Source organism: Lysobacter capsici (assembly GCF_018732085.1).
GTDB classification, from domain to species: domain Bacteria; phylum Pseudomonadota; class Gammaproteobacteria; order Xanthomonadales; family Xanthomonadaceae; genus Lysobacter; species Lysobacter capsici_A.
This window is the reverse complement of the sequence record NZ_CP076103.1, coordinates 158,684-184,458: the sequence shown is the minus strand read 5'-3', so window position 1 is coordinate 184,458 and position 25,775 is coordinate 158,684. Positions and strand designations below refer to the sequence as shown.

21 protein-coding genes and 1 riboswitch are annotated in these 25,775 nt (G+C 67.1%); of the genes, 13 read left to right on the top strand and 8 right to left on the bottom strand.

The genetic code is table 11. The features are described from left to right. The first annotated feature begins 199 nt into the window (after window positions 1-199). From ggt to KME82_RS00755, 3 genes are all read left to right on the top strand, one after another. Window positions 200-1,948, top strand: a complete 1,749-nt coding sequence (ggt, locus tag KME82_RS00765) for a gamma-glutamyltransferase (RefSeq protein ID WP_215496836.1) — start codon at window positions 200-202, stop codon at window positions 1,946-1,948. Between the two features lie 644 nt (window positions 1,949-2,592). After that, window positions 2,593-2,671, top strand: a riboswitch (S-adenosyl-L-homocysteine riboswitch). A gap of 12 nt (window positions 2,672-2,683) precedes the next feature. Next, on the top strand, window positions 2,684-3,700 hold the full coding sequence (locus tag KME82_RS00760) for an ATP-grasp domain-containing protein (RefSeq protein ID WP_252255567.1): 1,017 nt from the start codon (window positions 2,684-2,686) through the stop codon (window positions 3,698-3,700). A 73-nt stretch (window positions 3,701-3,773) separates the two neighbouring features. Beyond that, window positions 3,774-4,154, top strand: a complete 381-nt coding sequence (locus KME82_RS00755; protein ID WP_215496835.1) for a gamma-glutamylcyclotransferase family protein — start codon at window positions 3,774-3,776, stop codon at window positions 4,152-4,154. 10 nt (window positions 4,155-4,164) lie between these two features. On the opposite strand, the gene tet is transcribed toward KME82_RS00755, so the two are convergent. Next, window positions 4,165-5,361 (bottom strand): Tet(A)/Tet(B)/Tet(C) family tetracycline efflux MFS transporter, encoded by a 1,197-nt coding sequence (gene tet / locus KME82_RS00750; RefSeq protein ID WP_430538875.1) that lies wholly within the window; start codon window positions 5,359-5,361, stop codon window positions 4,165-4,167. A gap of 96 nt (window positions 5,362-5,457) precedes the next feature. Here tet and KME82_RS00745 point away from each other — a divergent pair, with 96 nt between their 5' ends. Continuing rightward, window positions 5,458-6,081, top strand: coding sequence for a TetR/AcrR family transcriptional regulator C-terminal domain-containing protein (locus tag KME82_RS00745; protein WP_215496833.1), 624 nt, complete (start codon window positions 5,458-5,460; stop codon window positions 6,079-6,081). A gap of 35 nt (window positions 6,082-6,116) precedes the next feature. On the opposite strand, the gene KME82_RS00740 is transcribed toward KME82_RS00745, so the two are convergent. Next, window positions 6,117-6,551 (bottom strand): hypothetical protein, encoded by a 435-nt coding sequence (locus tag KME82_RS00740; RefSeq protein WP_215496832.1) that lies wholly within the window; start codon window positions 6,549-6,551, stop codon window positions 6,117-6,119. 31 nt (window positions 6,552-6,582) lie between these two features. After that, entirely contained in the window at window positions 6,583-8,070 is a 1,488-nt protein-coding gene (locus tag KME82_RS00735) for an AAA family ATPase (RefSeq protein WP_215496831.1), read from the bottom strand. A gap of 329 nt (window positions 8,071-8,399) precedes the next feature. Here KME82_RS00735 and KME82_RS00730 point away from each other — a divergent pair, with 329 nt between their 5' ends. The 9 genes from KME82_RS00730 (at window position 8,400) to KME82_RS00690 (ending at window position 19,009) form a co-directional block, all read left to right on the top strand. After that, window positions 8,400-9,308 carry an AEC family transporter gene (locus tag KME82_RS00730; protein WP_215496830.1) on the top strand — a complete coding sequence of 303 codons (909 nt, stop codon included), beginning with the start codon at window positions 8,400-8,402 and terminating at the stop codon, window positions 9,306-9,308. Between the two features lie 195 nt (window positions 9,309-9,503). Continuing rightward, a complete protein-coding gene (locus tag KME82_RS00725) occupies window positions 9,504-10,706 on the top strand; it encodes a hypothetical protein (protein ID WP_215496829.1) in 1,203 nt (400 codons plus the stop codon). A gap of 1,071 nt (window positions 10,707-11,777) precedes the next feature. Next, on the top strand, window positions 11,778-12,407 hold the full coding sequence (locus KME82_RS00720; RefSeq protein ID WP_036115858.1) for a ParA family protein: 630 nt from the start codon (window positions 11,778-11,780) through the stop codon (window positions 12,405-12,407). 111 nt (window positions 12,408-12,518) lie between these two features. Further along, window positions 12,519-12,995 carry a SixA phosphatase family protein gene (locus KME82_RS00715; RefSeq protein ID WP_036115859.1) on the top strand — a complete coding sequence of 159 codons (477 nt, stop codon included), beginning with the start codon at window positions 12,519-12,521 and terminating at the stop codon, window positions 12,993-12,995. Continuing rightward, complete coding sequence (locus tag KME82_RS00710; protein ID WP_215496828.1) at window positions 12,986-13,732, top strand: YceI family protein; 747 nt, start codon at window positions 12,986-12,988, stop codon at window positions 13,730-13,732. Before KME82_RS00715 ends, KME82_RS00710 begins: the two co-directional genes overlap by 10 nt. 12 nt (window positions 13,733-13,744) lie before the next feature. Further along, window positions 13,745-15,718, top strand: a complete 1,974-nt coding sequence (locus KME82_RS00705) for a phospholipase D family protein (RefSeq protein ID WP_215496827.1) — start codon at window positions 13,745-13,747, stop codon at window positions 15,716-15,718. Window positions 15,719-16,981: 1,263 nt separating this feature from the next. Continuing rightward, complete coding sequence (locus KME82_RS00700) at window positions 16,982-17,176, top strand: hypothetical protein (protein WP_215496826.1); 195 nt, start codon at window positions 16,982-16,984, stop codon at window positions 17,174-17,176. A gap of 357 nt (window positions 17,177-17,533) precedes the next feature. After that, window positions 17,534-17,893, top strand: coding sequence for a hotdog fold thioesterase (locus KME82_RS00695; protein ID WP_252255876.1), 360 nt, complete (start codon window positions 17,534-17,536; stop codon window positions 17,891-17,893). A gap of 69 nt (window positions 17,894-17,962) precedes the next feature. Then, a complete protein-coding gene (locus KME82_RS00690; protein ID WP_215496824.1) occupies window positions 17,963-19,009 on the top strand; it encodes a LacI family DNA-binding transcriptional regulator in 1,047 nt (348 codons plus the stop codon). A 249-nt stretch (window positions 19,010-19,258) separates the two neighbouring features. Here the strand turns inward: KME82_RS00690 and eda are convergent, their stop codons facing one another. The 5 genes from eda to zwf form a co-directional block, all read right to left on the bottom strand. Then, window positions 19,259-19,897: a bifunctional 4-hydroxy-2-oxoglutarate aldolase/2-dehydro-3-deoxy-phosphogluconate aldolase gene (eda, locus tag KME82_RS00685; protein WP_215498916.1), complete on the bottom strand. Its 639-nt coding sequence runs from the start codon at window positions 19,895-19,897 to the stop codon at window positions 19,259-19,261. A 352-nt stretch (window positions 19,898-20,249) separates the two neighbouring features. Further along, entirely contained in the window at window positions 20,250-20,930 is a 681-nt protein-coding gene (locus tag KME82_RS00680) for an HAD family hydrolase (protein WP_215496823.1), read from the bottom strand. Between the two features lie 415 nt (window positions 20,931-21,345). Next, window positions 21,346-23,178: a phosphogluconate dehydratase gene (edd, locus tag KME82_RS00675; protein ID WP_215496822.1), complete on the bottom strand. Its 1,833-nt coding sequence runs from the start codon at window positions 23,176-23,178 to the stop codon at window positions 21,346-21,348. Between the two features lie 287 nt (window positions 23,179-23,465). After that, window positions 23,466-24,221 carry a 6-phosphogluconolactonase gene (pgl, locus tag KME82_RS00670; protein WP_096411569.1) on the bottom strand — a complete coding sequence of 252 codons (756 nt, stop codon included), beginning with the start codon at window positions 24,219-24,221 and terminating at the stop codon, window positions 23,466-23,468. After that, on the bottom strand, window positions 24,205-25,722 hold the full coding sequence (zwf, locus tag KME82_RS00665; RefSeq protein ID WP_215496821.1) for a glucose-6-phosphate dehydrogenase: 1,518 nt from the start codon (window positions 25,720-25,722) through the stop codon (window positions 24,205-24,207). The genes pgl and zwf overlap by 17 nt, the downstream gene beginning before the upstream one ends. Between the last annotated feature and the right edge of the window lie 53 nt (window positions 25,723-25,775).

Sequence of the window (25,775 nt, the reverse complement as noted above, 5' to 3'; positions counted from 1 at the left end):
CCACTCCCGGTCTCGTTGAGTCGAACCTACGCGGCCGTATGCACGCGCCACAACTGGGGCGGACCCGAGGCCGGCGCATTCAGTTGCGATCGTCGCGACTTCGATCGCATCGGCGAGCGAACCGATCGCGCAACCTCCGGCCCGGGCGGAACGGCCCATCGCTGCGTTATCTTCGGCCGTCACTTGGGAGAGACCCGCCATGCCGCCTTCGACCCACGCGCCTCGCCGCGCCCTTCGTCCCTGCTTGCATGCCGTGCTCGCGCTGGCCTGCGCCTTCGCGCTGCCGAACGCGGCCAGCGCGGCCGATCGCATCAGCGGCCAGCCGTTCGCGACCCGCAGCGAGGTGTACGCACCGCACGCGATCGCCGCGACCTCGCATCCGCTCGCCACCCAGATCGCCCTGGACGTGATGAAAGGCGGCGGCAGCGCGGTCGATGCGGCGATCGCGGCCAACGCCGCGCTGGGCTTGATGGAGCCGACCGGCAACGGCGTCGGCGGCGATCTGTTCGCGATCGTGTGGGACCCGAAGACCAAGAAGCTCTACGGCTACAACGGCTCGGGCCGTTCGCCCAAATCACTGACCCTGGCCGAATTCCAAAAGCGCGGGCTCAAGGAAATCCCGCCGACCGGCCCGCTGCCGGTGACCGTGCCCGGCGCGGTCGACGGCTGGTTCGCCCTGCACGAACGCTTCGGCCGCAAGCCGATCGCCGACGACCTCGCACCGGCTATCCGCTACGCGCGCGAAGGCCATCCGGTGCATGAGGTGATCGCGTACTACTGGAACGCCTCGGTGCCCAAGCTGTCGAAGTGGCCGGGTTTCAAGGAGCAGTTCACCCTCGACGGCCGCGCGCCGCGCGTGGGCGAGATGTGGAAGAACCCGAACCTCGCCAACACCCTGGAACAGATCGCCAAGGGCGGCCGCGATGCGTTCTACAAGGGCGACATCGCCCGCACCATCGACGCGTATTTCAAGGCGAACGGCGGCTACCTGAGCTACGACGACCTGGCCTCGCATCACGGCGAGTGGGTCGAACCGGTCAGCAGCAACTACCGCGGCTACGACGTGTGGGAATTGCCGCCGAACGGGCAGGGCATCGCCGCGCTGCAGATCCTCAACATCCTGGAAGCCTACGACCTGAAGTCGTACGGCTTCGGCAGCGTCGAGCACGTGCATCTGTTCACCGAGGCCAAGAAGCTCGCCTTCGCCGACCGCGCGCGCTGGTACGCCGATCCGGCGTTCGAGAAGTCCTCGCCGGTCGCCAAGCTGATTTCCAAGGACTACGCGGCGCAGCGGCGCAAGCTGATCTCGATGGACAAGGCGCTCAAGGAAGTGCAGCCGGCCACGCCCGCGCAGCTCGACCAGGGCGACACCATCTACATGACCGTGGCCGATGCCGACGGCATGATGGTCTCGTTGATCCAGTCCAACTACCGCGGCATGGGCTGCGGCATGGCGGCGCCGGGCCTGGGTTTCATCTTCCAGGACCGCGGCGAGCAGTTCGTGCTCAAGGAAGGCCATCCCAACTCGTTCGCTCCGGGCAAGCGGCCGTTCCACACCATCATTCCCGCGTTCGTGACCAAGGCCGGCAAGCCGTGGCTGTCGTTCGGCGTGATGGGTGGCGGCATGCAGCCGCAGGGGCATGCGCAGATCATGATGAACCTGATCGATTTCGGCATGAACCTGCAGGAAGCCGGCGACGCGCCGCGCATCCAGCACGACGGTTCGACCGAACCGGCAGGTCAGGCCGAGGCGATGAGCGATGGTGGCGAACTCGATCTGGAAACCGGATATCCGTACGAAACCGTTCGCGAGCTGATGCGTCGCGGGCACAGCGTGCGGTTTGCGCATGGGCCTTATGGTGGGTATCAGGCGATCATGGTCAATCCGAACGGGGGGTATGTCGGGGCGAGCGAGTCGCGCAAGGATGGGCAGGCGGCTGGGTATTGAGGTGAGGTTGGGCGACGGCTTAGATTTTGGTCTTGTTGTTGGTTTTGCCTGGGTTTTTGATTTTCCCTGGGTCGTTGGTTTTGCCTAGTTCTTTGCCGTTGTCTTTGCCTTGATCGTTGCCGTTGCTTGTCCGTTGCAGTTGCCTTCGCCGTTGTTTTTGCTCGTCATTCCCGCGAAGGCGGGAATCCAGGGCCTTTCGTGCGAGAACGCTTGAAGTCACTGGATTCCCGCGTTCGCGGGAATGACGACCTGGAAGGATGACGCTGAAGTCTCTGGATCCCCGCCTTCGCGGGGATTACGTCCTTGAAGGGTGACGCCAAAGGCTCCGGACGTTCGGCTTAGCCGAAATAAAACAGAGCCCGCGTTCGCGGGAATGACGTCCCCCGAAAAATGACGGTTTAGCCGAGACGGCATCGAAGCATCGATGTCACATCCATATCGTCACCCCTACTCCCCTACGAACACCGAAAAATTCTTGCACCCACCAAAACCCAAGCGCGAAGCTTTCGCGAATTCGCGCCCCCGCCCCGATTGCCCAGCCCATCGTATTGACAGCCCGCAAGCCCCTGCAGAACACTGATCCCGCATCGCGGTAACCACGATGCATTCCAGTTGCGCAGCCGCCACACCAGGGCCGCGCAGTCCGGGCCGAGGGGTGCTGCGACGGAGCCGACGCTCCGCCACGCTCGGTCCGCGATGCCGAAGCAAGGGCGCCCTCCCGATCAAGGAGGCGTCATGCCTGCGTTACGTTCCGAACCGCTCGATTCCGCGACGGCCACGTCGCCCGCCCATCAAGCCGCATCCACCGACGCCACCTCACCCGAGGCCGCGCACGCTTCGCCACCCTCACGCTTCGACCCGCCGCTGTCGATCGCCCTGGTCACCTCGCAAGTCCACCCCGAGATCGATCCAGACGACGAGGGCCTGGTCGTCGCGCTGCGCGCCCACGGCATCGAGCCCACCGCCTGCATGTGGAACGACCCGTCGGTCGACTGGGCCGCGTTCGATGCCCTGCTGGTGCGCAGCACCTGGGATTATTTCCAGCACTACACGCAATTCCTGCACTGGTACGCGCGTATCGCCGAACTCGGCGTCGCCATCGTCAATCCGCTGCCGCTGCTGATCTGGAACAGCGACAAGCGCTATCTGCTCGAACTGGCGAAACTCGACGTGCCGATCATCGCCACCACCCATGCGCGCGGCGGCGATATCGACGCGGCGCTGGCGTCGATGAGCGGCGAGGTCGTGGTCAAGCCCAGCGTCAGCGGCGGCGCCTGGCATACCGTGCGCGGCCGCATCGGCAGCGAGGAATTCGATCGCGCGCTGGCCGCGTTGCCGCGCGAACTCGACTATCTGATCCAGCCGTTCATGCCGCAGATCGTCGCCGATGGCGAGTGGTCGCTGCTGTTCTTCGGCGGTGTCTACAGTCACGCGGTGTTGAAGAAACCCGGCGCCGACGATTACCGCGTGCAGACCTATTTCGGCGGCACCGCCGACCTCACCGAGCCCGCTCCGTCGATCCTCGCCGCCGCGCGGCACGCGCTGCAGGCGGTGACGGCGCTGGGCTATCGCGATCAGGCCTATGTGCGCGTCGATGGCGTGGTCGACGAGGGCGTGTTCCGGGTAATGGAACTGGAGTTCATCGAGCCGTTCCTGCACTTCGCCGCGCATCCGCCGGCCGCGACCTTGTTCGCCGCGCAACTGGCGCAGCGTTGGCAGGCCTTGCGCGCGCCGGCGACACTGGCCACCTGAGCGCGTCCGCTCTCGCCGCGTCGCCGGGATCGGCGGCGCGGCGCGAACCGCTTCACCGAATCGAGCACAGTGCATGAACTCGCAATCCGATCAACTCCGCTCCGATCCGCACAACAGCGAACGGCTGTTTTCCTACGGCACCCTGCAGTTGCCGGCCGTGCAGCAATCCACGTTCGGCCGCCTGCTGCACGGTGAAGCCGACGCCTTGGTCGGTTATCGCCGCAGCATGGTCAAGATCGAGGATGCCGACGTGGTCGCCACCAGCGGCGAGGCGTACCACCCCATCGTCGAGGCGAGCGGCGATGCGCACGACACCGTGGCCGGCACGGTGTTCGCGATCAGCGCCGAGGAGCTCGCGCGCGCCGACGCATACGAGGTCGAGGATTACCAGCGCGTCGAAGCCGCATTGGCCTCGGGACGGCGCGCGTGGGTGTACGTGAAGCGCGACGCGTAGCCGTCTGCGGCTACGCGTTCGCAGGCGCATCGCGCAACCGCGGCGCCGCGCGCAGCAGCGTGCGCAGCGCGGGAATGCACAACACATACAAGCCCGCGCCGACCACCCACACCCAGCCGTCCCAATGGCGCGCGCCGATGACGTAGATCGCGCCGAACATCAGCGGACCGATCACCGCGGCCAGGCTGGCCAGACTCGTCAGCACGCCTTGCAACGCGCCTTGGCGGTCCTCGTCGGTCTGCGCGGTGGCCATCGACTGCAAGGTCGGCCCGCCGATGCCGCCGGCCGCGGCCAGCAGCAGACCCGGCGCGATCACCCAACTGCGCGTGGCGAAGGCGAACACCAGGTAGCCGGCGCTGTCGGCGACCACCCCGCCGAGCAAGGCACGCGCCTCGCCGAAGCGCTGGCTCGCGCGGCCGGCGACCACCGCCTGGAACAGCGCATGCACGATGCCGAACGCGGCCAGCGACAGCCCCACCGCGGTCGGGTTCCAGCCGAAGCGGTCGCTGCCGTAGATGGCCCACAAGGTGCCGGGCACCTGTCCGGCCAGTTGCATCGCCACGTACAGCCACAGCAGCGGGGTCAGCTGCGGCAGCCGGACCAGATCGTGCAGCGCGTTCCACGGCGCCAGCTCGCGCCAGGCGATGCGGGTGCTGCGAGGGCGCTCGGGTTCGGGCAGGGCGAACCAGGCCAGGGTCAGATTGATCGCCGCCAGCGCGGCGGCGGCCACGAACGGCGCGCGCAGCCACATCGCCCCGAGCAGGCCGCCGATCACCGGACCGGCGACGAAGCCCAGGCCGGCGCAGGCGCCCATCCAGCCGAAGCGCTGGGTGCGTTGCGCCTGACTGGAGATGTCGGCGATGTAGGCCGCGGCGACCGAGCCGTTCGCGCCGCTGATCCCGGACACCACCCGGCCCAGGTACAGCAGCGACAGCCACGGGGCGCAGGCCATCAGCAGGTAGTCGAGCACGCCGCCGGCCAGCGACAGCAGCAGCACCGGGCGGCGGCCGAAGCGGTCGCTCAGCGCGCCCAGCGCCGGCGCGCAGGCGAACTGCATCAGCGCGTACACCGCGGTCAGCGCGCCGGCGTGCAGGGCCAGGCTGCGTTCCAGGCCGAAGGATTTGAGCAACTGCGGCAGGATCGGCGCGATCAGGCCGATGCCGACGGCGTCGAGGGAGATCGTCAGCAGGATCAGGCCGAAGGCCAGGGAGGTCGGGTTGCGCACGGGGCATTCCCTATCAGTGATAGATTTTCGGAGATGCTAATCTATCGACGATAGAGAGATCAAGACCAAGGGCGCTCAATGAAGCTGCAACGCGAGACCGTGATCGCCGCCGCGCTGAAGTTGCTGAACGAGGTCGGCATGGACGGCCTGACCACCCGCCGCCTGGCCGACGCGCTGGGCGTGCAGCAACCGACGCTGTACTGGCACTTCAAGAGCAAGCGCGACCTGCTCGACGCGCTGGCCAAGGCGATGCGGGCCGAGCACGCGCCGGTCGACCCGGCCCACTGCGCCGATTGGCGCGACTGGATGGCGCGCGAATCGCGCGAATTCCGCCGCACCCTGCTCGCCTACCGCGACGGCGCGCGCGTCCACGTCGGCACGCGGCCGGAGCCGGGCGACTACGCCGAAAGCGAAGCCGAACTCGACTACCTCGTCGCCGCCGGCTTCGAGCCGCCCGACGCGGTGCGCGCGCTGATTTCGCTGAGCTACTACACCGTCGGCTGGGTGCTGGAGGAACAGGCCGCGACCGAGGCCGGCCGCGGCCCGGGCCAGGCGCTGGCCGCGCCGGACCCACAGCGCTATCCGCTGCTGACCCGGGCGCAATCGGTCCTCAACCAGAACGATACCGACGCCGACTACGAGTTCGGCTTGCGCGCGTTGATCGCGGGATTCGAAACCTTGCTCACGCGCGTGCCGGGCTGAAACCGGCGCGCGGGCTTTCCTTAGAGTCGCCTGCGCTACCCGCGTGCCGGCCCGGGCTCATCATCGATCGGGCGGGAAAATTCGGCGAAGTAGGCTTGCTGGAGATCGGGATGGTCGAACAGTTCCGGCCGCGGCATTGGATTGACGAATATCCAGTTCAGGACCTGCCCCTGCGCGGGCTCGCCCTGCGCGTAAGCCAGATAGCCGCCGCGGTACATGCGCGAGGCCCGCATTTCATCGCAGTGATCGACCAAACGGGCGGCACCCGCGGTTTCCAGAAGCGTGCGCCAGCTGTCCAAGGCCTGCTGCGAATCCGATTCGACACAAGCCTCTTCCCACAGGCCATTGCCCAGACCCACGGTCAAGGTGAACAAGGCCCTGGGATGGTCCATGTCGATGCAGCTGAGCTGCGGCCGCTGACGCTGCGCACCGTGCCACTCCCTGATCCAGTCCACGAACAGCAAGCGCATCGTCTTACCCCGAAGTTTCAGCCACGCAGGCTCAGTCCGCCGCGACCGTGCGCGTGCGCGCCCATTCGCGCAGCGATTCGACCTGCTCGGCCATCAGCACCGACAGCGGCCGGGTCTGCTTGAGTTCGGCGCGCAACTGGAAATCCGACAACGGCGTGTTGGCGGCGAGCGCGGCGTACATCGAGGCGACGATGGCCTGTTCGATCTCGGCCCCGGAAAAGCCGTCGCTGGCGCTCGCCAGCGCGTTCAGATCGAACTGCTCGGGCGTCAGGCCGCGCTTGCGCAGATGGGTGGCGAACAATTCGCCGCGCACTTCCGCCACCGGCAGGTCGACGAAGAAGATTTCGTCGAAGCGGCCCTTGCGCAACAACTCCGGCGGCAAGGCATCGATCTGGTTCGCGGTGGCGACCAGGAACAGACGCGATTTGCGTTCGGCCATCCAGGTCAGCAGATACCCGAGCACGCGCCGCGACACGCCGCCGTCGGCGTCGCTGCCGTCGCCGGCCAGGCCCTTCTCGATTTCGTCGATCCACAGCACCGCCGGCGACAACTGCTCGGCCGACGCGAGCGCCGCGCGCAGGTTCTTTTCGGTCTCGCCGTGGAATTTGTCGTACAAGGTGCCGAAATCCAGCCGCACCAGCGGCACCCCGAACCCGGCCGCGACCGCCTTGGCGATCATCGACTTGCCGCAGCCCTGCACGCCGAGCAGCAGGATGCCCTTGGGCGGATCGAGTCCCGGCGGCGCGTCGCCGCTGACGAACACCGCGCGACGCTGCTCGACCCAGCGCTTGAGCCGGCGCGCGCCGGCGACCTCGCTCATGCGCGCGCTGTCGTATTCGTAATGCAGATGGCCGGAACGGTTGAGCAGTTCGAACTTGAGCTTGGCCAGTTCGGGCAGATCGTCGGCGTTGAGCGCGCCGTCGCGGAAGATCAGGTGACGCGCGATGCGGCGCGCATCGACCGGATCGATGCCGCGCAGGTTGCGCACGATCTGCTGGACCGCTTCGCCGTCGACCTCGACCCGGCGCCCGCCGTTTTCGCGCGCGTAGTTCTCGGCTTCCTCGCGCACCAGTTTCAGCAACGCGTTGGCGTCGGGCAGGCGCGGGGTGTAGCGCACCGCGAGCGAATCCAGGTCCGGCGGCAGTTCCAGCTTGTGGCCGATCAAGACCAGCACATGCGGCTCGCAGTCGCGGCGCTGGGCGATCTCGCGTAGCTGGCGCTGGGTGCTGGCGTAGCCCAGGTACGGATGGGCGTCGAACAACAGGTAGATGCCGCGCTGGTCGGCGTCGCGAATCGCCTGCAGCGTGGTCGAGATGTCGGGCGCGACGTCGGTGCCTTCCTCGCGGTCCAGATCGACCCGGCGCAGGCCTTCGGTGATCGACCAGCGGTACAGCGCGCGCCACACGTTCATCAGCGCCTGCCGGAACAGTTCGACCACCCGCGATTCGTCGCGGGTCTCGATCACGATCAGCGGGGTGTTGGAGCGGATCAGCGCGGTCAGGTCTTGCAGGTCGCTCATGGGGCTGGGTCTTCCTTGGTGCTCACATCATAAGAGCAGTGAGTTCACAGGAGTGAGCAGCCAGATCGGGGCTGCACCGCTTGTTCGTCGATCTGCTGGCATTTGTTTCCGCATCGCTTTTTCTTGAAAGGAACAACAACAAAGCCGCGCCACCCCGACGACCACGCCCCCACCTACCGGGTTCCCCCCTTTGCAAAAGGGGGGCCAGGGGGGATTTGCTTTTGCTTTTGCTTTGTTCTTCCCAACCCCCTACACCCAAAGCCGTCTTGAGCCCGCGCCCGGCAACCGCGACCATGGCCCCACCGCACCCCGCGCTCACGACGCCCCTCATGGCCTTCGACGCGTTCGCCCTGGTCCTGGCCATGCTGGTCCTGGGCTACCTGTTCCAACGCCTGCGGGTCCTGCCCGACAACGCCGCGCAGACCCTGAACCTAGTGGTGCTGTACGTCTGCCTGCCGGCCGCGGTGTTGCGCTACGCGCCGCGCCTGCACCTGGAACCGGCGCTGCTCGGCGTGGCGGCGGTGCCGTGGCTGCTGCTGGGCGCGACCGTGCTGGTGGTCGGCGCGCTGTCGCGCTGGCTGAAATTCCGCCGCGACGAACACGCGGTGCTGCTGCTGACCGTCGCGTTGGGCAACACCAGCTTCCTGGGCTATCCGCTGACCCGCGCGCTGATCGGCGAACACGCCTTGCCGTACGCGGTGGTCTACGACCAGTTCGGCGCGTTCCTGATCCTGTCGACCTTCGGCCTGTGGGTGCTCGCGCGCTACGGCAGCGACGCCCGGCCGGGCGCCCGCGACATGCTGCTGCGCATCGTCAAATTTCCGCCGCTGTGGGCGCTGCTGATCGGCTTCAGCGTGATGCCGGCCGACCCGCCGAGCGCGATCGCCGGCGCGCTGCAGCGCCTGTCGGACGCGTTGTTGCCGCTGGCGATGCTGACCATCGGCCTGTCGGTGAAACTGGCCCTGCCGCGCGAGGAACTCAAGCCGCTGGCCTGCGGCCTGGTGTTGAAACTCGCGCTCATGCCGGCGCTGGCCTGGGCGCTGGTGCCGCTGCTGGGCCTGCACGGCGAGATGGCGCGCACCACCGTACTGGAGGCGGCGATGCCGTCGATGGTCACCGCCGGCGCGCTGGCGATCGCGCACCAACTGGCGCCGCGACTGGCCGCGGCGATGGTGGGCTATGGGTTGTTGCTGTCGTTGTTGACCTTGCCGCTGTGGGCGCGGGTAGGGGTGGGATGAGTGGACGCGATTGGGTGCGATTCGGCGCGGTTGCCGTGATGGCTGCGCACCTCGTCGCCACGTGGTTGCGCGCGCGTCCGCGCAGCGACTATTGCGCGACTGTCGCGACACGATCAGCATCGCGCCATCGATCGGTTACTCACGGACGCGGCGCGGTGCATGGACAGGGGCAATAAGGCGAGCGGCAGGCGATCGATGAACGAAGCGAAGCGCGCCGCTCGCCCGCGCTCGTGGCTGTTGCTGCTGTTGCTCGCGGCGGTGTGCGCCTGCGATCGCCCGTCGGGTGGGCAGGCAGCGAAGTCCGAGCCGCCCGCCCGCGCACCGGTCGCCGATTCCAACGCAGGCGCGTCCGCGCCGCCGCCGGACGCCGGCTCCAACCACGACGCACGTGGCAACAAGTCGCGGGACCGCGCCGCAGCCTCCCTGGAACAGGCGCACAGCGATTATCTGTCCGCGTTGCGGGTTCACTTGAAGACGCTCGCCGATCGCGGCGATCCGCACAGCCAGTTGCAATTGGCGTTGTTGCTGCCGCTGAGTCAGCCCGATTCGGTCTCCGACCAGTTGCTGGCGGCGCGCCAGCGCGCATTGGACAAGGCCGCCGCGGTATCGGGTCAGGAAGGCCTGGTGGCCTGGCTGCAAGCGATGGATTGCTTCGAACGCGAAGACTGCGACCTGCAGCCGGCGCTGTCGCGCCTGCAGCAGGTCGAGCCCGACAATGCCATGGCCTGGTTGCTGGCCCTGGAAGACGCCGCGCGTTCCGACGCCGACTCCGCGCAGCTCGACCGCTATCTGCGCTTGGCCGCCCAAGCCGATCGCTACGACGATCATTTGACCGACAGCGGTCGCGAAACCCAGAAGGCGCTGGAACAGGTGGCGATGCCGCCGATGACCTCGCAGGCCGAAGCCGCCTTGCGCAAGGCCGCCAAGCTGGACGGATCGACCCACCAACACGACGGCCACGCTCTGATCGTGGCGGCGCTGGCGACGCCGATGACATTTCCTCCCTATCGCGCCACGTTCGAGCTGTGCAAGCCGCAAGCTGTACGGGCCGAGTCGCAGCGTGCCGACGACTGCCGCGCGGTGTTGACGCTGATGGCCGACGGCGACAGCCTTCTCGCCCAGGCGATGGGCACCAGCCGTATGGTCCAGTTCGCCGCCGACGGCCGCGACGACGCGTATTGGCGCGAACGGCTGCGCGAGTCGCATTGGCTGCGCGAGAACTTCGCGCGATTCGATTCGCCGGCGATGCTGCGCGCGGTGCGCGAACTCGGCGAAGTACCGGCCGCGCGCGCCGAGCTGGAACGTCTGGGCGAGTCCCGGCCACCACCGGGCTGGCTGCCCGAGAGCGTCAACGGCCGCGCCTTGATCACCACCGGCAGGCTGCCGCCTAAGCCTTGATCCACGCAGGAGCTGGCGATCGCGCTGGTGCTGAGGCGATCGTGATCGCGCGTTCCATATGGCTTATGCCTGCATGAGTAATGCAAGACGAAACGTATCCGTCGAACGGTTTCGCTTAGCGCCATCGGCTTACCACTCTTGGCTTAACTCTCTTGACTTACGTTCTCTTGAATAAGCACCCAGTTTCGTTTCGCACGAAACATCCAGCGCTGCGAGGCATGTAACTCGCGTTAGCAAACGCACACCCGAAGGGCGACGCGCATGGATGCGCGTCGCGCGCCACCGGGACATGGATGTCCCGTGTGGCGCGTGCCCGCGCATGCACCGCACTTGCGGGCACTTGATTCAAGAAAAAGCATTTTTCTTTGGTTACCTTTCTTTTGTTGCTTTTGACAAAAGAAAGTAACTCGGCCGCTTGCGGACGAAAGCTGTTGATCCTGCCTTTGGCTTCAAAGGCTCTACAGCTTCAAAGCTTTTTAAAGCCGCAAGCAGGATCAAAAGCTTCCGCCACTAAAGCGGCGGGTAACTTTCTTTTGTCCAGAGCCACAAAAGAAAGTCACCAAAGAAAAAGGCGTTCCTGTTTCGAGTCAAAAGCCGCACGATCGGTGCAGACGCAGGCATGCGCCACACGGGACATCCTGTCCCGGTGGCGCACGGCGCACATCCATGTGCGCCGCCCTGCGGGTGTGCTTTTGTTCTCGCGAGTGAGTCGCCTCGCAGCGCTGGATGAACTGCAAGACTTCAAGCGAAAGCCGGATGGCCTCCCTGTAGGAGCGGCGCAAGCCGCGACCGCGAATTACGGCTACGGCGCAGGCTTCGAGGTTGTCGTGATGGCGCGGTCGCGGCTCGCGCCGCTCCTACACGGGCTTCGACGTAATCTCGTCGCCGGCATGCATCGGCCCCGAATCGGCCCGCCCCCGTCCGCAAGACCAGGCGACCACCGGGACACAGCGCACGAAGCTGCCCCTGCAGACACCCAACCGGACCGCCCCCAGGCCCCCACCCCCACCCAGTGATGACCCGGTCCACAGCCCCGGTGTACGCTGCGGCTTCCATCCGGAGGGAGCTCGCATGAAGACCGTGCTGGTGGCCAGTTCCAAGGGGGGCGTCGGCAAGACGACGATCGCCACCCACCTCGCCGCGCAGGCGGCTCTGGAGGGCCTGCGTACGGCCTTGATCGACGCCGATCCGCAAGGCTCCTCGACCCGCTGGGCGCAGCGCCGCTCGGTGCTCGAAAGCGCGGTGCTGGCGCTCGACGGCACCCGCCGCAAGGCCTGGCGCAAGCAGTTGCCCGAGGACACCCAGCGGGTGGTGATCGACGCCCCGGCCGGGGCCATGGCCGACGATCTGGAGAGCTTCCTGGAGTTCGCCGACGCCGTGGTCGTGCCGATCCAGCCCTCGACCCTGGACATCGAGGCCACCGTGCCGTTCCTCGATTCGCTGGCCCAGCACCCGCGGGTCCGCCGCGGCCAGCTGCGGGTCGGCCTGATCGGCAACAAGCTCAAGCCGTGGACCAACGCCTCCCAGCAGGCGATCGAGCTGCTGCGCGAATGGCCCTACCCGGTGGTCGCGCAGATCCGCGACAGCCAGGCCTACGTGGTCATGACCGCGCTGGGCAAGAGCCTGTTCGACTACCACTCCCAGCAGATCCGCGAGCATCAGGCGGACTGGCAGCCGTTGCTGAAGTGGCTGAAGAAGTGAAGCCGGGCGTCGGCCCGCCCTTCACATCGCCCCGCTACCCATCCGCCGCCCCGACAGGCATCCTTCGCTTGCGTTCGCGCACCTCCCTTCATCACTCGTAATCGGTCCCCCATGCGCGAATTGATCCTGCTGCGTCACGCCCACGCCGAGCCGGCCGCCAATGGCCAGGCCGACCTCGACCGCCCGCTGTCCGCCGAAGGCCTGGCCGAGGCCGAAGCCGCCGGCCGCTGGCTGGCCGAGAACAAACTGATCCCCGACTGCGTGCTGTGCTCGCCGTCGCGGCGTACCCGCGAAACCCTGGAAGCGGTGCTCGGCGCGATCGGCTATGTCGAACAGCGCATCGAGCCGTCGATCTTCGAGGCCACGCCGGGCACCCTGATCGCCCTGGCCGACACCCACCACGAAGCCGAGCGGCTGATGCTGGTCGGCCACAACCCCGGCCTGGAACGCCTGGCCGCGCTGCTGCACAGCGGCCAGTCGGGCGACTACCGCGGCATGCCGCCGGGCGGCGTGGCCGTACTCACGGTGCCGGCCGGCGTCAGCCTGGAGCCGGGTTCGGCCCAGCTCAGCGCCTTTTGGTGGCCGTGAGCCCAGCGGCGACGGCGCGGTCGCCCTGGCGGCGGCTGCGCCATCGGGCCGCGGTCGCCGCGGCGCTGGCCTGGGCATCGACCGCTGCGATCGCCGCACCGCCGGCCGCCGGCCCGTCGCACGCGCTCGAACAGCGTCCCGGCGAGGCCCGCTCGATCGAGACCTTCGACCCCGAACACACCCGTTTCAGTTTCGAACTGCGCACCCGCTGGGGCCAGAAGGTCACCGGCCAGTTCCCGCGCTACGACGGCGAACTCAGCGTGCTGGCCGACGGCCGCCACCAGGTGCGCATCCGCCTGGCCGCCGGCGCGGTCGTGGTCGGCGATTCCGAGCGCTACACCCGGCTCGCCCGCGGCGAGCGCTTCTTCAACGCGCCGCGCTATCCCTACATCGAATTCCTGTCCGAGCCGCACTCGCCCGACCTGGCCCGCACCGGCGGCGCGCTGCGCGGCCGGCTGACCCTGCACGGGGTGAGCCGCATGGAAACCTTCATCCTGATCCCGGCGACCTGCGCCAAGCCCGGCGAGGATTGCGACGGCATCGCCCACGGCAGCGTCAGCCGCGACGATTACGGGCTCGACGGTTGGCAACTCGCGCTCGGGGACCGGGTACGCTTCACCATGCAAGTGCGCCTGCAATCCACACAAAGTAAGCTCGCGCCGCCGAAGTCCGCCGTTCCCAAGCCCGCGCCGTCGAGGAATCCGGAAACCGTTCCGGCCAAGCCCCCGGAGCGTTAAGGAGTCACCCCGTTGAACCCCGTGTTGCGCGGCCTTGCGGCCCTGCTCGCCCTGATGCTGTCGGCCTGCGCCTCGCTCAGCCCGGCCCAGCGCGATCGCGCCAGCGCGATCGCCGCGGCGGCGCGTTCGCAGCAGATCGACTGCGCGGCCGCCGACGCCTGCGCCCAGCCCTCGCCGCTGCACGCGCTCGGCCGCCAGGCGCTGGCTGCGTCCACGCCCGAGCAGCCGCGCCACTACGCGGTGATCCTCGACCGCGGCCCCGACGCCCTGCTCGCGCGCATCAACCTGATCCGCAGCGCGACCCACAGCCTGGACCTGCAGACCTACATCTTCGACGAGGACGACGCCGGCAAGCTGGTGCTCGACGAACTGCTCGCCGCCGCGCGCCGCGGCGTGCATGTGCGCCTGCTGCTCGACCAGCTGGCCGCGCTGCGCCACATCGACACCCTGGCGGCGCTGTCGGGCGTCCACGTCAATTTCGAAGTCAAGCTGTACAACCCGGTGCTGCACCGCGCGCGCATCACCTACCCGCGCTACGTGCTGGCCGCGGCCTGCTGCTGGCGCCGGCTCAACCAGCGCATGCACACCAAGCTGCTGCTCGCCGACGGCCAGATCGGCATCTCCGGCGGGCGCAACTACCAGGACGACTATTACGACTGGGACGACGAGTACAACTTCCGCGACCGCGACGTGCTGGTCGCCGGCCCGGTCGCCGACGTCATGGGCACCGACTTCGAAGTGTTCTGGAGCGACCGCCGCAGCGTCCCGGTCGAACGCCTGGCCGACGTCGGCCAGCGCCTCATCGACGACGGCGTGCCGGCGCTGCCGCCGATCGAATTCGAACGCCCGCAGCGCGCCCAGGCCATGCGCGACGACGCCGCCGACAACGCGCAAATTCAAGAACGCCTGGTCGCGCACGCGATCCAGGTCGGCGCGGTGCGCTACATCTCCGACACGCCCGACAAGCACCGCGAGAACGCCGAAGCCAATGCGCTCGCCTCCGACTCGCTGCGCAACCTGATCACCCATTCGCGCGAAGAGGTGATGCTGCAGACGCCGTACCTGGTGCTGTCGAAATCCGCGCAGCAGCTGTTCCGCGGCCTGCACGACCGCCCCGACCGGCCGCGCGTGATCGTCTCGACCAACAGCCTGGCCGCGACCGACGCCTTCATCGCCTATGCGCTGTCGTACAAGTACAAGCGCCGCTACCTGCGCGAGTTCGGCTTCAACATCTACGAGTACAAGCCGTTCCCGGCCGACGCGCCGATCGACATCGCCGCGACCGGCGCGCAATTGCCCGACCTGGGCCTGGAGGGGCTGCCCGAACAAGACGACCGCGCCCTGCCGAATTCCGTGCAAGGCGCCGGCCTGGCCGAATCCCGGCGCGGCGAAGGGCCCGACCGCAACAGCGTGATCTACCGCCAGCGCTACCGGCAGCCGTTGGCGCGCGAGTACGCGGCGATCCGCTACGCGCGCCGACGCAGCAACGAACCGGTGCCGCTCAAGCGCGCCGGCGTGCGCATCGGCATGCACGCCAAGTCGATGGTGATCGACGAACGCATCGGCGTGATCGGTACCCACAATTTCGATCCGCGCGGCGATCACTACAACACCGAGAGCGCGGTGGTGATCGACGACCCGGTGTTCGCGCGCGCGCTGGCCGACAGCATCCGTCGCGACATCGCGCCGGCCAATTCGTGGGTGATCGCGCGCCGCGACAAGCCGCCGATCTTCTCCGGCCTGGAATATTCGATCGCGAAGATCTCCGAGCACTTGCCGCTGTTCGACCTGTGGCCGGTGCGTTACGCGACCAGTTACGAATTCGTCCCCGGCCCGGACTGCCCGTCGCCGCTGTACCGCACCGACCCGGGCTTTCGCGCCTGCTACAAACCGGTCGGCGATTTTCCCGAGGTCAACCTCGGGGTGAAGAGTCTGACCACGCGGATGTTCACCGCGTTCGGGGCGGGGCTGGCGCCGATTCTTTGAGGGGTGCGCGGCGCGTGGGTTTCCGCCATGGCGGCTCGTTCGTCTGATGCGCGTTGTGGTGATTTTTTGTTCGCGCCGTTGCAGGCGAACGGCGCGGCCGCTGCGGGAGCGCCGTTCCATGGGGATTTTCTTCGATCACAAGTCGCGATGCGGGAATGCAACGACGACGTTAGTCGCGTCGTTTCTGCGATGTCGCGAGTGCGCGATACAGCTGCGGTGCCAGCTGCGCAGTTGTCGTCATGTCGCGGTCGCGGCTTGCGCCGCTCCTACAGGTAGGCCATGCGGCTTCGGCTTGAGCTTGAAGCCACGCAGTTCATCCAGCGCTGCGAAGCCACTATCTCGCGAGAACAACAGCACACCCGAAGGGCGGCGCACATGGATGTGCGCCGTGCGCCACCGGGACAGGATGTCCCGTGTGGCGCATGCCTGCGTCTGCTCTGCACGCGCGGGCACTTGATTCACAAAAAAGCATTTTTCTTAGGTTACTTTTCTTTTGTTGCTTTAGACAAAAGAAAGTGACCCGCCGCTTCAGCGGCGGAACGCTTTTGATCCTGCTTGCAGCTTTAAAGGCTTCAAAGCTTTGAAGCTCTAGAGCTTTTGAAGCCAAAGACAAGATCAACAGCTTTCGTCCGCAAGCGGCCGAGTTACTTTCTTTTGTCAAAAGCGACAAAAGAAAGGTAACCAAAGAAAAACGCTTTTCTTTGAATCAAGAGCCCGCGCGTGCGGAGCAGGCGCAGGCATGCGCCACACGAGACATCCTGTCTCGGTGGCGCACGGCGCACATCCATGTGCGCCGCCCTTCGGGTGTGCTGTTGTTCTCGCGAGATAGTGGCTTCGCAGCGCTGGATGAACTGCGCGACTTCAGATTCGAGCCGAAGCTGCGTGGCCTCCCTGTAGGAGCGGCGCAAGCCGCGACCGCGACATCACAGCCACGGCGCAGACGCCGAGGTCGTCGCGACGGCCCCGCCGCCTGGGCGGCTCAAGACGAAAGCAAACCAGCCGCCGGCGACCTCGCGGTCACATCCCGCCCCCCACCTAGGTCTTCAGTCATGGGTGCGCAATTGCAACCCTCCCCGCCCCCGCCACATCTCTATTACCGAACCCGGCAGCCACGCTCCACCCACCCGCGGTACCCCCGGCAACACGCACCACCGGGGCATGACTAAAGGGGGATATGACTTCCGGCACATAGTTACTTCTACTTAGGTGTTGTAGATTACCAACACACCGAAGCACTACACCCCCACCACACAGGAAACGACCATGAACACCCAGACCGCCAACACCGTCACCACCACCACCGCGACCACCGCCCCGGCCGCCGCCCCGACCGCCCCGGTCGTCCGCCACATGCACCGCCAGCGCGACTTCGGCGTCGGCTACGGCAACAGCAGCGGCTACGCCAGCAACCGCAGCTACGCCAGCAACTGGGTCCAGCCGCGCTTCCGTTTCGCTTGATCGCGGACTGACCGTCCATGGACCGGCTGATTCCGGCAAGGACTTCCTCCCTCTCGTTCCCACCCGGACCGGCGCGCACCTCCGACCTCCCCCGCGCGCCGATCCGGGTCCTCTGAGACCCGGCCGTCCCCGATCACCGTTCCAGTAACGCGCCCCAGCAACACGCTTCATCAGCATCGGCGCCACCCACGCCGCACTTCAGAAGCACCGACCGACCGGCCACGACTGGCCCGGCCCGGCCATCGCCGCTATCGTGCAGCGATGAACCCATCCGACCCCGCACCCACCGCCGCGCGTCCACTGTTCCGCGGCACGACCACCGTCGACGACCTCAACCGGCTCTCGCGCAACACCGCGATGGAACCGCTCGGCATCGTCTTCACCGAGATCGGCCCGGACTACGTCCGCGGCACCATGCCGGTCGACGCCCGCACCCACCAGCCCTACGGCCTGCTCCACGGCGGCGCCTCGGTCCTGCTCGCCGAAACCCTGGGCAGCAGCGCCGGCAACCTGTGCTGCGCCGAGGGCAAGGTCTGCGTCGGCATCGAGATCAACGCCAACCACCTGCGCGGCGTGCGCAGCGGCACGGTCACCGGCACCGCCCGGGCGATCCATGTTGGCGGCAGTACCCAGGTCTGGGAGATCCGCATCGAGGACGAGGCCGGCAAGCTCGCCTGCATTTCGCGCCTGACCCTGGCCGTGGTACCCAAGATCTGAAGCGGCGAGTAGGCTAAGGTCCCGTCCGGCACGCCCAGCGCGCCGGCACCGCGCCCACCGCGAGGCTCCGTGCGCCGACCCACCATTAAAGATGTCGCCGAGCTGGCCCAGGTCTCGCTGAAGACCGTCTCGCGCGTGATCAACGACGAATCCGGCGTCCGCGCCCGCACCCGCGCGCGGGTGCACGAGGCGATCGCCGAACTGGAATACCGCCCCGACCCGTCCGCGCGCAGCCTGCGCAGCGCCCAGCCGTATGCGCTGGGCGTGGTCTACGACAACCCGAATCCGTACTACATCATCAGCGTGCAGAACGGCGTGCTCGCCGCCTGCCGCGAGACCGGCTACGGCCTGCAGATTCACCCCTGCGATTCGTCCTCGCCGTTGCTCGCCGCCGACCTGATCGACCTGGTCCAGGGCGCGCGCCTGGCCGGCCTGGTGCTGGCGCCGCCGATGTCCGAACGCAAGGAACTGGTCGCCGAACTGGTCGCCCACGGCATCCGCTTGGTCCGCATCGTCTCGGCCGCCGAAGACCCGAAGGACGGCTCGCCCTGCGTCTGGGTCGACGACCGCGACGCCGCCTACGACATCACCGAGCACCTGATCCAGCTCGGCCACCAGCGCATCGGTTTCCTATGGGGCGGCAAGTCGCATCTGTCGAGCTGGGAACGCTACAAGGGCTATGCCCAGGCGCTGGCCGACTACGGCATCGTCGAGGACGAAAACCTGGTCCTGCCCGGCGACTATTCCTTCGACGACGGCTTCCGCGGCGCGCGCCGATTGTTCGCGCTGCCCGACCGGCCGACCGCGATCTTCGGCAGCAACGACGAAATCGCCGCCGGCGTGCTGGCGGCGGCGAAGTCCTCGGGCATGCACGTGCCCTACGACCTGTCGATCGCCGGCTTCGAGGACAGCCCGTTCTCCAAGCAGTCCTGGCCGACCCTGACCACCGCGCGCCAGGCGACCGAAGAGATCGCGCGACATGCGGCCTATCGCCTGATCGCCGAGTTACGTCGCGACGGCGACCAGCAGTCCGAGTTGCCGGCGAACGAAGGCTTCAGCCCGATCCTGGTGGTGCGTGGTTCGACCGCGCCGCCGAGGCCGCTTGCGGGCGCGTAACCGGCGGCGAGCGCTTTTGCTTTTCCCCCCTTTGAAAAAGGGGGGCAGGGGGGATTTGGTTTTGCTCTGCGCTTTATCTGTTCAAGTAACGAAAGCGGTAAGGGGCAAAGCCAAAGGCAAGAGCCAAAGCAAATCCCCCCTGTCCCCTTTTTCAAAGTGGGGGGGGAACAGCAACAGCAGGGGCGACAGCTGTAACTCCTACTTAGTCACACAATCACGCAGTCACGCATCTACTCATCACTGCGTCGCTTACCCGCGCAACCCCACCGCCGCCCGCGCCAACGCCTCAATCTGCGCCCAATCCCCGGCCTTCACCGCTGCCGCAGGCGCCACCCAAGAACCGCCGACACAAGGCACGTTCTTCAACGCCAGGTACTCATGCGCGTTGTTCGCGCCGATCCCGCCGGTCGCGCAGAAGCGCAGTTCCGGCAACGGACCGCCCAGCGCCTTGAGCGCGCTCGCGCCGCCGATCGATTCGGCCGGGAAGAATTTCAGCTGGGTGTAGCCGTGCTCGAGCAGGGCCATCGCTTCCGACGCCGTCGCCGCGCCCGGCAACCACGGCAGGTCGATCTCGCGCGCGGCCGCGATCAAGCCCGGCGAACTGCCCGGCGACACCGCGAAGGTCGCGCCGGCCTTCAAGGCCTCGACGAAATCCGACGGCCGCCGCACGCTGCCGACCCCGACCGCCGCGCCCTCGACTTCGGCGGCGATCGCGCGCACCGCGTCCAGCGCGACCGGCGTGCGCAAGGTCACCTCGATCGCCGGCAGACCGCCGGCGACCAGCGCGCGCGCCAACGGCACCGCGTCGTTGAGATCGTCGATCACCAACACCGGCACCACCGGCGCGAGCGCCAATACCGCGGCGACGCGCGCTTGCAGATCCTGCATCGAACTCATTGCTTGGCTCCGGTTGGGTTTGGGGCGGTGATGCGTGGGTTTATGTAAAGCAATCCATTCAACCGCGCACGCGATGCGCTCATGAATGTCGCGAATCTCTCAAGTCGTCATTCCCGCGAAGGCGGGAATCCAGGGCCTTTCGTGCGAGAACGCTTGAAGTCACTGGATTCCCGCTTTCGCGGGAATGACGTTCTGAAAGGATGACGCTGAAGGCTCTGGATTCCCGCTTTCGCGGGAATGACGACTTGGAGAGATGACGCTGAAGTCTCTAAGTTTTCGGGTTCGCTGAAACAAGACAGGGATCGCTTTCACGGCATGACGAGAAAAAACTTCGCCGCGAAACTCACGGCCGCGCAGCCACCTCATCAATGTGCTTAAGCAGATCCGCCGGATCTTCATAAACCCGGAACGCACCCGCACGCTCAAGTTCCTCCTGCCCATAACCGCCCGACAACAACCCCACCTCGAGCGCACGCGCACGCCGCGCGGCGAGCAAGTCCCAGATGCTGTCGCCGACCACCACCGAATGCTCGATGTCGGCGCCGAGTTTGTCGGCGGCGGCGAGGAACAGGTCCGGATCGGGCTTGGCGTACTTGACCATGTCGCGGGTGATCACCACGCGCTGCTCCGGATCGACGCCGAGCGCGATCAGGTTGTGACGCGCGGTTTCCATGCGGCCGCTGGTCGCGATCGCCCAGGGGATGTCGTTGGCGGTCAGGTACGCGAGCAGTTCGACCGCGCCCGGCAGCGGGCGGATCTGGGTCGCCTGACGGCCGTAGGCTTCCGCGTGCAGACGATGCAGCCGCTCGATCCGCTCCGCAGTGATGTCGATCCCGGTCTCGCGCAGCAGGATGTTGGTGAACAAGCCGCCGCTCATGCCGATCTTGCGATGGATGCGCCAGACCGATAGCTCGATGCCGTCGGCGTCGAGTGCCTGCTTCCAGGCGAGCACGTGCTGATAGACGCTGTCGACCAGGGTGCCGTCGAGGTCGAACAGGAAGGTGGTGCGGGCGGGGGCGGGCATGATGGCGTCCGGGATTCGGGATTCGGGATTCGGGATTCGGGATTCGGGATTCGGGATTCGGGATTCGGGATTCGGGATTCGGGATTCGGGATTCGGGAAAAGGCTACGGCTGCGACGACTCTTTGGATCGTCATTCCCGCGAAGGCGGGTTCTGCTTTACTTCGGCGAAGCCAAACATCCAGGGCCTTTCTTGCGAGAACGCTTAAAGTCACTGGATTCCCGCTTTCGCGGGAATGACGTTCGGGTTGCATGACGCTGAAGTCTCTGGATTCCCGCCTTCGCGGGAATGACGGCTTGGGAGGTTCGCGGGCATACGCGGTAACGACATCGGTCAACTCTCCATCACCGAATCCAATCAACCAGACCGAACCGAACCGAACCGAGTCGAGTCGAGTCGAACCCAAATCCAAACCAATCAAAGCGTCAACGACCCAAACACCCCCGCGCCCCGATCCGCCGGCGCGGCGTAATCGCGGAACGCAGCGAACAACTCGCGCCCCATGCCGACGTGATGCCCGGACAGATCGGCCGTCGCGCTCTCACGCGAAGCCCAGTCGGCCGGCTCGACCACATTCAACGTCCCTTCGATCGCGTCGAGCCGCAGCACGTCGCCGTCGCGCAACTTCGCCAACGGCCCACCCGCCATCGCCTCGGGCGTGATGTGCATCGCCGCCGGCACCTGGCCCGACGCGCCGGACATGCGGCCGTCGGTCACCAGCGCGACGCGATGGCCGCGTTTTTGCAGCACGGTCAGGGTCGGCGTGAGCTGATGCAGTTCGGGCATGCCGTTCGCGCGCGGGCCCTGGAAACGCACGACCACGATCACGTCGCGATCGAGTTCGCCGCGTTCGAACGCCTGCTTCACTTCCTGCTGTTCCACGAACACCCGGCACGGCGCTTCGATCACCCAGCGATCCTCCGGCACCGCCGAGACCTTGATCGCCGCGGTGCCCAGATTGCCGCCGAGCACGCGCAGGCCGCCATCGCTGCGGAACGGTTCGGCGACCGGCCGCAGCACCGCGGTGTCGCAACTGGTCGGCGTCGACGGCACGTATTCGACTTGACCTTCGGCGCCCAGTCGCGCTTCGACCCGATAACGCGCCAGGCCATGCCCGGCCACGGTCTCGACATCGCCGTGCAGCAGGCCGTGATCGAGCAACTCGCCGATCAGATAGGCCAGGCCGCCGGCGGCATGGAAATGGTTCACGTCGGCGCTGCCGTTCGGATACACCCGCGCCAACAGCGGAATCGCCGAGGACAGCGCGTCGAAATCCTCCAGGCGCAGGTCGATGCCGGCCGCGGCGGCCATCGCGATCAGGTGCAGCAGGTGATTGGTCGAACCGCCGGTCGCGTGCAGGCCGATCACGCCGTTGACGATCGCCTTCTCGTCGACGATGCGGCCGATCGGGCGGTAGTCGTCGCCGAGCGCGGTGATCTGCGCGGCGCGGTGCGCGGCCAGCGCGGTCAGCGCGTCGCGCAACGGCGTGTTGGGATGGACGAAGCTGGAACCGGGCAGATGCAGGCCCATCAGTTCCATCAGCATCTGGTTGGAATTGGCGGTGCCGTAAAAGGTGCAGGTGCCCGGGCCGTGGTAGCTGCGCGCTTCGGCTTCGAGCAGTTCGTCGCGGGTGGCCTCGCCGGTCGCGTAGCGCTGGCGCACGCGCGATTTTTCGTCGTTCGGCAGGCCCGAGGTCATCGGCCCGGCCGGCACGAAGATGCCCGGCAGGTGGCCGAAATGCAGCGCGCCGATCAGCAGGCCCGGCACGATCTTGTCGCACACGCCCAGGTACAGGCCGGCGTCGAACATGTCGTGCGACAGCGCGATCGCGGTCGACATCGCGATCACGTCGCGCGAGAACAGCGACAGCTCCATGCCTTCGCGGCCCTGGGTCACGCCGTCGCACATCGCCGGCACGCCGCCGGCGACCTGCGCGGTCGCGCCGCAATCGCGCGCGGCGGCCTTGAGCAGATCGGGATAGCGTTCCAGCGGCTGATGCGCCGAGAGCATGTCGTTGAACGAGGTGACGATGCCCAGGTTGGGCGCGTAACCGCTGCGCAACGCGGCCTTGTCGCCGGTCGAACAGGCGGCGAAACCGTGGGCGAGATTGCCGCAGGACAGGCGTCGCCGATGCGGGCCGCCGCTACCGGCCGCGTCGATGCGGGCGAGGTAGGCGGTGCGGCGCGCGCGGCTGCGTTCCTGGATGCGGTGCGTGACTTGCGCGACGACGGGATGCAATGGGGTATTCACGTTTACTCAGTCGGTGCGAGGCCCCGTCCAACGAGGCCGAACAGTTCCCCCCTTTGAAAAAGGGGGGTTAGGGGGGATTTGCACTTCCTACACCTTCCGCAGAAGCAAAGGCAAAAGCAAATCCCCCCACGCCGCCAGGCGGCGTTGCCCCCTTGGATAAAGGGGGCGACAGCAAAGGCCGAAGTGGGAGGGGAGGGAACTCTGGCCTGGCTGTCGAGACACCCAATCGGGTTGCGGGCGTCAAATGAAACGCTTGGAAACGAAGGCGGATCTTTGATTCGAACGGATCACGGGCTCCAATACAGCGTCGGCGCCGACGGCGCGCCGCTCAACACCGAGCGGATCGGCAACACGCAACGCGGATCGCGTTGCGCGGTGTCGAGCACCGCGCGCTTCTTGTCGCCTTCGATATGCAGGTACAGCGCCGGCGCGGTGAAGATCGCGCTCAGGGTCAGGGTCATGCGCGGCTCGGGCATCGCCGCGGTGCGCACCGACATCACCGGCGCACGGCCGCGCGGTTGCAGGCCGATCTCGCGCAACGCCGGGTTGTCGTAGCCCAGGTCCGGGAACAACGAGGCCACGTGGCCGTCGTCGCCCATGCCGAGCACCGCGACATCCAGCGGCAGACCTTCGTTGGCGATCTTGGTCAGCACCGGCATCAACGCCATCTCCGGCGTTTCCGTCGGCCGGTACAACGGCAACAAACGCGCGACCGCAGCGTTGTGCTGCAGCAAGTTCTCGCGCAGCAGGCGTTCGTTGGAACGAGGATGCTCCGGCGGCAACCAGCGCTCGTCGATCGGCAGCACGGTCACCCGCGCCCAGTCCAGCGTCTGCGTCGACAGCGCCTGGAAAAACCGCTTCGGCGTGTTGCCGCCCGACAAGGCGATGCTCGCTTCGCCGTGACGGGCGAGCGCGCCGCGCAGATCGGCGGCGACCTGCTTGGCCAGCGCCTGCGCCAATTGTTCGCCGTCGTCGAACAGGCGCTCGTGCAAGGGCAGCGGCAAGGGTTCGATCACGGTCAGTCGCTCAGCCTGCATCTTCATGCCAGGTTCTCCCGTCGCGTTCAATCAAGGCAACCGCGGCGCTCGGGCCCCAGCTGCCGGCGGTGTAGGGACGCGGCGCGTCGGCGCTCGCGGCCCAGGCGGCGCGGATCGGATCGATCCACTTCCACGCCGCGTCGACTTCGTCGCGGCGCATGAACAACATCGGATTGCCGCGCACCACGTCCATCAGCAAACGCTCGTAGGCGTCGGCCTGACGGCCGCCGAAGGCCGCGGCGAAACTCATGTCCAGCGGCACGTGGCGCAGGCGCAGCCCGCCGGGGCCGGGCACCTTGTTCATCAGCCACAGCTTCACGCCTTCGTCGGGCTGCAGGCGCAGCACCAGCTTGTTCGGCGCCAGGCGGCTGGACGGGTCTTGTTCGGTCAGTTCTTCGAAAATCGAATGCGGCACCTGGCGGAAGGTCACCACGATCTCCGACACCCGCTCGCCCAGACGCTTGCCGGTGCGCAGGTAGAACGGCACGCCGGCCCAGCGCCAGTTCTTCACTTCGGCCTTGATCGCGACGAAGGTTTCGGTGAGCGACTGCGCGCCGAGTTCGTGCGCATAGCCCGGCACCGCGGTGCCGTCGACGGCGCCGGCCTTGTACTGGCCGCGCACGGTGGACTGGGCGGCGTTGCCGTTGACGATCGGACGCAGCGCGCGCAGCACTTTCAATTTTTCGTCGCGGATCGCATCGGCGGCGAGCGAGGACGGCGGCTCCATCGCGACCAGGCACAGCAGTTGCAGCAGATGGTTCTGGACCATGTCGCGCAGCGCGCCGGACTTGTCGTAGTACGGCGCGCGCGATTCCACGCCCACCGTTTCGGCCACGGTGATCTGCACGTGGTCGATGTGCTCGGCCTTCCACAGCGGCTCGAACAGCGCATTGCCGAAGCGCAGCGCGGTCAGGTTCTGCACCGTTTCCTTGCCCAGGTAATGATCGATGCGGAAGATCTGGGTTTCGTTGAACACCCGGCCCAGCGCGTCGTTGATCGCGTTCGCGCTGGCGCCGTCCTTGCCGAGCGGCTTCTCGACCACCACGCGGGTCTTCGGCCCGACCAGGCCATGCGACTGCAAACGATCGCCGACGATGCCGAACAGGTCCGGGCCGACCGCGAGGTAGAACACCCGCACGCGTTCGTCGCCGCTGAACTCGGCGGCGAACTCCGGCCAGCCGCCGTCGGAGCTCAGATCGAGCCGGCGGTACAGCAGCAGATCCAGAAACCCGTCGATCGCCGCGGATTCGCGCGCATCGAGGTTGGCGAATTTGGCCAGCGCCTCGCGCACCCGGCCGCGGTAGTCCGCGTCGCTCTGGGTGTCGCGGGCGATCGCGACGATGCGGGTGCCGGCGACGATCTGGCCGTCGGCATAGCGGTGGAACAGCGCCGGCAGCAGCTTGCGCAGGGCCAGGTCGCCGGTGCCGCCGAAGATCACCAGGTCGAACGGAGCCAACGGGGCGAGATGCGGCGCTTGGGAGGTTGTCGGCACGGTGTAGACGCTCATGGACGGGCTCGGACAGGTCTGGGTTTAACCATACCAGTAAAGATACCAGCAAG